At 63.7% G+C, this 7,025-nt stretch carries 6 protein-coding genes; all 6 read right to left on the bottom strand.

What is annotated here, in order from left to right:
* Positions 1–9 precede the first annotated feature (9 nt).
* The gene (locus N5K27_RS27810) at positions 10–363 is read right to left on the bottom strand and encodes a hypothetical protein (RefSeq protein ID WP_023121123.1); all 354 of its coding nucleotides are present in this window, start codon (positions 361–363) and stop codon (positions 10–12) included.
* Positions 360–1,766 (bottom strand): integrating conjugative element protein, encoded by a 1,407-nt coding sequence (locus N5K27_RS27815; protein ID WP_279820798.1) that lies wholly within the window; start codon positions 1,764–1,766, stop codon positions 360–362. The genes N5K27_RS27810 and N5K27_RS27815 overlap by 4 nt, the downstream gene beginning before the upstream one ends.
* Positions 1,767–1,776: 10 nt before the next feature.
* The gene (locus N5K27_RS27820) at positions 1,777–2,721 is read right to left on the bottom strand and encodes a TIGR03756 family integrating conjugative element protein (protein WP_017244840.1); all 945 of its coding nucleotides are present in this window, start codon (positions 2,719–2,721) and stop codon (positions 1,777–1,779) included.
* Positions 2,718–3,161, bottom strand: coding sequence for a TIGR03757 family integrating conjugative element protein (locus N5K27_RS27825; protein WP_016446147.1), 444 nt, complete (start codon positions 3,159–3,161; stop codon positions 2,718–2,720). Before N5K27_RS27825 ends, N5K27_RS27820 begins: the two co-directional genes overlap by 4 nt.
* Before the next feature lie 143 nt (positions 3,162–3,304).
* The gene (locus N5K27_RS27830; protein WP_013721898.1) at positions 3,305–3,823 is read right to left on the bottom strand and encodes a hypothetical protein; all 519 of its coding nucleotides are present in this window, start codon (positions 3,821–3,823) and stop codon (positions 3,305–3,307) included.
* Positions 3,824–3,972: 149 nt separating this feature from the next.
* Positions 3,973–6,936, bottom strand: a complete 2,964-nt coding sequence (locus tag N5K27_RS27835) for an N-6 DNA methylase (RefSeq protein WP_003292121.1) — start codon at positions 6,934–6,936, stop codon at positions 3,973–3,975.
* Positions 6,937–7,025 lie beyond the last annotated feature (89 nt).

Raw genomic sequence — 7,025 nt, forward strand, 5'->3', positions numbered from 1 at the left:
CTCCCGGTCTCAGCCGTGCCGCAGCAGTTGGCTGGCTTCCAGCGCGACCACGGAGATCACGGCCGCGATCTCCGTGCGCAGCAGGCGCTGATGCGTCTCGCGGGACGGCTCCCGCCGCAACAGGCGCCGACGCATCCACCACCAGCCGTAAGCCGTCGCTCCGTAGAGGCACAGCCGCCACACGAAGAAGTGGCCGGCGTGCGCCTGCAGCCAGTGCTGCCAGCCCTCGACGCCGCCGACCACGTGGATGCCGGCGATGTTCACCGCCACCGCGGCGGCGACCACGAGCAAGGTCCACAGCAGCGCCACACCGACGCGGCGGTTGAACAGCCATGGCAGCCGCAGCCAGGCCAGCCGGCTCATGGCGTACCGCTCCGCGGCCTCTGGACTTCCCGCAGACGGTCGCGCGTGGTGTCGCCCTCGAAGACGCCGCGCGAACCGGCAGCGCGGGTGCTGTGGCGCTGGATGATCGCCATCGCCGAGTTGCCGGCCAGCGTGCGCCGCAGCTCCAGCTCAGTCTTGAGGTTGTTGATCTCCTGCTCCAGCGCGCTGTTCTCCTGGTCTACCGCCTGCACGGCCAGTTCGTTGGCGGCGACGTTCGGCTCCTTCTTGCCAGTGAGCAACGTGCGTTGCAGCAGCAGGGCCTTCTCCAGCACGCTGGACAGCGCCGCCTCCGACGCCAGGCGCTTGCCCAGCACGTCCTGGTCGGGTTCGTCACGCAGGGCCTCGATCACGCCGCGGGTGATCGGCAGCGAGCTGCTGCCGGCCGCGTCGAGATTGGCCAGCGTCGTCGGCCGGGTGCCCGTCACCAGTTCCTGCAGCGCCTGCAGCTTGGTCTCGTACTCTTCCTGGATCATTGGCGTCAGCCCGACGCCAGGCGTGGTCTGGGTCTTCGTGCAGTTTTCGCAGGTGCGCTGCTCGCGTTCGCCCAACACGCGGGTCGCCCAGTCCGCGGCCGCCTGGGGCGAGGACCAAGTTTGGCAGGTCAGGCGGTTGCCGCAGGCGCTGCGCGCGATCGACGAGGTATCGGTGGTGCTGCGCCCGTTGAGCAGGTTGTAGCCCGCGCGCGTCACATCGCCGACCACCTTGATCGAACTCTGACCGGAGCCGCCCGCGTTGCCGCCGCCGACCCATGGCACGCCGTTGTTCCCTTTGTTGGACTCGGCCTGCTCGATGGCGGAGACGGCATCGGTGCTGCTGACCGCATCCCGCAGCGCCATCCCTTCGGCGAGCTGGTCCCAGCCGGCCTGGCCTCCGGCCATGTCCGCCATGCGATTGGCGATGGCCCGGCAGGTCATCTTCGAGCGGTCGAAATCCAGGCGCGCCTGGAGGATGCCGTTGGTGAGCAGGTTGTACAGCCCCGGGTCGGCGCGCTGGATGATCAGGGCCGGCAGCGAGGCCACGGCGCTGGTGGCGTTCTGGATCACGTTGCTCATGATCGTCTGGAAGCCGTTGGTGATGCCGTTGAGCTGGTTCTGCAGCGTCGTGGTGATGCTCATGTCGCCGCAGATCAGGTTGCTGTTCCAGCCGACGCCGACGCCGATGCTCTGCATGTTGCCGGCACCACCCATCGACACGGCCCGGCCGCCGCCGATGCTGTAGAGCACGTCGTCGCCGATCACGCTGCCGCTGACGTTCACGCCATTGGGATCGATGCGGGTCTGCGCCCAGGCGACGCCGACGACCAGCGTGATGGCCGCCACGAGCAGCGTGGCCCGCAGGGGCGACTTCGCGCGGCGCAGGAAGTGACGGAGGGAGGCGGTCATCGTGGGTTCCTCACATGAAATCGACGCTGCCGAGGAAGACCTGGCCACGGCGCCGGCAGCAGGAGTACGGCCGCCACAAGGCCCAGGCGTAGTCGCCTTGCTGGGCCTGCACGCGGGTGCGGCTGTGCGGGAAAACCACGCAACTGTTCGAGAGCGTGGGCGTCAGCTCCTGCCACTTGCCCGTCGAGGCGTCGGTCTCCATCAGCGCGCCGGCCGGCCAGTAGCCGTCGCGGGCGTTGGCCAGCAGAGGCTGGTACACGTGAATCTGGTTGCGGCGCGTCACGATGTCGCCCGCGCGCTGCGCGACCACGGCGCCGCTCTTGTGGTCGTCGGTCTGGTGCAGGAAGCCACCGCGGGGATACACGTTGCCCCAGAGGTTCAGGCCGGTGCGCGTACCGATTTCGCGCCGGCCGGGGATGAGCGCTTCGGGGTAGAACGCTTCCGGGATGTTGTAGCGCCAGGCGATCGTGTCGAGCGTGCTCAGCAGATACGGCATGAAGGCCGTGCCAGCGCCTTCGCAGGTGTAGCCGGAGGCGCTGGCGAACTGGCTGAACACCAGCCCGGCCGGATGGCCGATGACATCGGCGTTCTTGAACTTGGCGAGGTTGTTCTCGTTGTCGTGATTGGTCGTGCCGTCACCGCCAGCCTTGGCGGTCGGGTTGGGCATGCTCATCGCTCTGACCTCCAGCCACGGGTTTTCGCCAGTGTTCGAGTAGCTCGACACCACCGCATCGGGGACGTAGTGGCGCACCTTGACGGAAGTGCGAACCGAGCAGCCGAAGGGCGTGCAGTACAGCCAGTAGCAGATACCGACCACGCGGTATTCGAGGCAGTCGGGGGACAGCGCCGACGAGACGATGGTGGCGGTGTCCAGGGCGAACGTCGACGTGGCCGTGCTCAGCAGCAGCGAGGCGACGGTGGCGCGCAGGCGCCGGCGTGCCAGCAGGAGGCTCATGGCTGCGTGCTCCGGTAGGCGTTGATGCGCGCGACGGCGCGGGGCACGTCGGGCTCGCCGTAGACCACGTAGCGTCGATCGACCACCACGGCGGGAATCTTGGCGATGCCCAGTCCCCAGGCATCCGCGACACCTTGGTAGGCGTGGCCGATGCGGCGTTGAAGGGCCTCGCCGCCGTCATGCAACCGCTGCCGCACCAGGGCTGCAGCCTGTTGCGGGTCGGCCGGTAGGTGCGCGGCGAGTTCGACCTCGATGCGCGTGGCCTGGTCCAGCTCGATGATCCGCACGCCGGCTGGAGCCTGCACCGGATGACGGCTGTCGGTGACGACGAGCACGTCGGCTGCTGCAGTCTGGGTAAACATGAACAGCACTGCCCACAGTCCGGGCGCAATGCTGATGGTCGGCAGCCGGGGCGAAGCCTTGAAGACGGGGGCCGGCATATCGGGCGTCCTTGGAGTCGATCAAAGTCACAGTCGACTTCAAGTGCCGATCTAGCGCGACAAAGAAACCGCATCCGGCCCCTGCCGGTTTCATACCCTATGCCGTTGTGAGCGTTGTGATTGCCTCCTGTCGGAGGCGGAGATCAGGTGCGGGACGCTGAGGTGCCCGCGAACCCAAGAAACGCATGCTGTAAGCGAATCGGCATCGACGGCTTGGAGCGTGCGTGTAGGCTCTGCCAAGTCCCGTCACTGATGTCGCTCGGGGCGAGGCGATCTACCGAGCGCGAAACTCTTCTCAAGTAAGCGTTGACGCCATCCGCGGATTCCGAAGGAACGCCGGCAAGAACGTACCCCACCATGAAGCCGATAGCATGGTTCTCGCCGTACTTCTCCTGGATGAATCGATCCATGCCCTCGACGACGTACTCTCGACACAAGTGAGTGTCCGACCCGGCGATTCGTTTGCATTCGATGATCGCGTGCGGATCATGCTCCTGCGTGCGCAAGAAAATTTCGACGAACGCCAGCGGGATGTCGGTACGTCCGTCTGGCAGCATCACGTTGCTTTTAGATCGCGATTCCGTGCCAGGCAGCACCATGATCTGCTTCCACGGGGAGTTCTTCAGCGCAATGCGCATCCCGTCCCGCAGGCGCTCGGTCATGATTACCTCTCCAGCGTTGGCATTCACGTCCTCGGCTGCGCATGCTCGCTGCCAACCTGCGGCCAGTGTCAGCAGAATGACCGCCACAACCTCGGGCTCAAGTTCAATGAACTCTCTGCCCAGTGCAGGAGGTGTCTCATAGGGGATCCTCAAACTTTGCCCCCTGAAAAGCTCTCCGCGACCACTGCATCGGCATCTTCCAGTGCCGCTATGCCCATCCAGTAGCGCCGCGCTGCTGGCTTGATGATCACGACTTCGTTGCGTCCGTGTACTCGCAATTCCCGCTCTGCACTGAGCGCGGTCGCAATCTTGACTTTCAGGCGCCTGCCGATACGTGCCAGTACTTCACCCAATTCGCCTTGTGGTGCCACGACGCTCACGCTCGCATTACCCGGCCCCTCTTCCAAGACAAAGCGCACGACGCGCAAGGCCGAACTGCTTGGCAAGTCGAGCACTTCGGCGCGCATGTGCCGCTTATTGCGAACGGAAAGCCAATCCTCGATAACGGACAGGAACGTCTTGGCATACGCCGTGACCTCAGTACGACTGTCCGATGGCTCCACGGATGATTCGCGGCCGGTTTCCCATTGCCACCCGGCGCGAAGGAGGCCGTCTCGAATGACAGTTCGGTCGGCATCGTTCAGTTCGTACAGATCGAAGACAGCTTCGTCCAGTTCAGCCCATCCCCTCTCGTCGGTGCCGTTGGCGCGCAGATTCTTCTCAATCTGCAGCAGGCGCTGGCCAGCCTCAGATTTCACTGCGCTCGTGAAATTAGGCACCGGTAGGAAGCTGAGGTCGCGAGCCAGCAGCTTCCTCTTGTAGATTCCAAACTCTGCAGCGGTCAGATAGAAGAACCATGTCGCAAAAGCAGAACTCAACACGGTGGCAAGCAAATGTGCCGTCCGCGTGTGCCCTCTCGGAAGAGACACTGCGAAGTATGAGTTCGTGAAGACGAGATCCCGCTCGGAGACGGCCGCCAAGACGCGTGGACTCCCCAGAAGCATTTCCTTCACGATGAGAAGCGGGGCTTGATATATCTCCCGCGATCGTGGCCATTGTGCCTTCGATTGGCTGAAAGTCGGCAAATCATCGGGAATGTTGAAGTGCTGCATGTCTTTGACTTGCAGTACATCCAATCCTTTTAGCGGGCGAGCATCGCGCGTCTGATTCTCTGGGGCCCCGCGAATCAATCCAACCTGGAAGGTAGTGTCGAGTAATGAGAGTTGCTCGCCCAGATTTCTGTGGGCCGAAGTCAAGTCATCCAGCAATAGGAGGTCACGGCGCCGGCCAACGGCTGCTGCCTTGAGCTTCAACGGCTGTTCTTGGATCTCGTCGAGTGTCAAAGTGATGACGTCACTCGGCGCCACCTCGAACGAATGAGTCCTTGCACCGCTGGGCGTCCACGGGATCTGAACGACCGTGACCTGATCCGTTCGCTGCTTCGGTCGATGACGGGCAAAGAGAACCACTGCGGGCATAGCCGCTGTCGCGAAGAGCCAACTGCACAAATTGGACAGATTTACCAAGGTGATCGGAGCCACGGCTCGCATCACATGCTGAGCTGCTGCCATGCCGGTGCCGCTGCGGCTGAAGAACGGCATCGCGCTAAGAATGATGCCGAAACGGGTCTTCTCATGTGAGAACTCCGCCGCTCGCAACACGAAATCCAAGCCTTCACCGCGCGGTTGCGCAGGTACGCCCGCAACCCTGGTCTTGCGCCGCGCTTCGGTTCCTGTCTGCCCCCTAAAGCTCCAAGGGGGATTGCCCACGATAAGGTCGAACTGCTTCAGCCCTGTCGGCGTCGCCAGCACGGCCTTGCCATCTCCATCACGTTCGACAGTACGAGCGTCACCGACGAGCAATGTCCTGCCGATCAATGGCTGGAACTTCAGGGACTGCGGTGGTTGCGGGTCAGGGTCCAGCTCAAGCGCAGCCAGGTACAGGCTGAACGCAGCGACGCGAATCGCGGCTTCGCTAATGTCTACGCCATACACCTGCCCGTAGAGCGTCGAGCGGATCAGCTCCCTCGTGGGCGGCTGACCTTGCGAGCGAAGATGAACCAAGCGCCGCAGCGCTTCGACCAGGAAGACACCGGAGCCGCACGTCAAATCCAGCACCGACTCCCGTCCAGATAGACCATCCATGACCTCATCGAGGACCAGCGAGACGACGGACAGTCGCGTGTAGTGCACGCCGTTTCGCAACGCTTCTGTGCGCTTTCCTCCAGTCTGCGGCTCAGCATGTGCAAACTGCTCGTAGATCGAGCTGATGAGCTCGACCGGAATCACGTCGAACTGGTAGGGGAAGAAGCTGAGTTGCCCGCTTTCAGGATCGACAGCCTCCAGGAACTCCGCAACCCGCGTCAAATGGTGAGCGGCTGGTGTCGTTTTCACCGACGAGGGCGGAAACATATCGCCGTTGAAGGTCTGGGCCAGCCATGCGAACAGCTTGCTGGTCGCTGGCCGGTCGCGCAGGATCGCCGGCAACGCCGTGCGGCCGCATACCCGCTTCAACCGCGCCGCACTGACGATCTCGCGGTCAATCAGGTACTGGGTGAAGATCACGCGCCCAATCAAGGCCTGCGCCGCATCGCGCGCGAGATTGCCTGCGACCAAATCGCGTTCGAGACATCCAAGGTCAGACAGGAGCTTCTGATCGACGCTGGTCTTGCGATCGATGGCCGGCACCTGGGCCCAGAATTGGCCCGTCTCGATCGCCAGTCGGCCGGCCAACTCGTCCAGTTCATGAAGCGAAGCTTCGATGTTCTCGAAACGCCGAATCAAATGTCTCTGGGCATCGCCTTCTTTCGCGGGTGTGCCGAAACCGTTGTACAGGTCGATACGCTGCGGCGAGATCACCCACAGCAACGGCGCGAACCCCTCGTTCCAGACCTCTCGTCGCCACTGGCTGACCAGATCGTCTGCAGGCGCGCTTTGCTCAAACTTGAAGTAGACGGTCAACGACGACGCGCTGCGCCACAATGCGTCCGGAACAAAAACGCGGCCGTGGCGCGAGGACTGCGCCTCAGCCCCCAACCGAAGGCCGGGCGCGGGTCGCCCGTCCGGCAGGTAGCCGGTTGCGGCGAGCACCTGTTCCAGCGTGGCAGTGTTCACGCCCTACTCCGGATAGCTTCGGGTGGAAACGGCAACGCTGCCTGGCTCGGCGTCGGGACGATCGGCAGCATGTGCTGCTGAAGCCGCAT

This window comes from Pigmentiphaga sp. GD03639 (assembly GCF_029845405.1).
Taxonomy (GTDB): domain Bacteria; phylum Pseudomonadota; class Gammaproteobacteria; order Burkholderiales; family Burkholderiaceae_B; genus Pigmentiphaga; species Pigmentiphaga daeguensis.

What these genes read in the sequence shown, in the direction of transcription:
- N5K27_RS27820 (WP_017244840.1), bottom strand. Translation starts at nt 2,721, where the DNA reads ATGAGCCTCCTGCTGGCACGCCGGCGCCTGCGCGCCACCGTCGCCTCG.
- N5K27_RS27825 (WP_016446147.1), bottom strand. Translation starts at nt 3,161, where the DNA reads ATGCCGGCCCCCGTCTTCAAGGCTTCGCCCCGGCTGCCGACCATCAGC.
- N5K27_RS27815 (WP_279820798.1), bottom strand. Translation starts at nt 1,766, where the DNA reads ATGACCGCCTCCCTCCGTCACTTCCTGCGCCGCGCGAAGTCGCCCCTG.
- N5K27_RS27830 (WP_013721898.1), bottom strand. Translation starts at nt 3,823, where the DNA reads ATGACCGAGCGCCTGCGGGACGGGATGCGCATTGCGCTGAAGAACTCC.
- N5K27_RS27810 (WP_023121123.1), bottom strand. Translation starts at nt 363, where the DNA reads ATGAGCCGGCTGGCCTGGCTGCGGCTGCCATGGCTGTTCAACCGCCGC.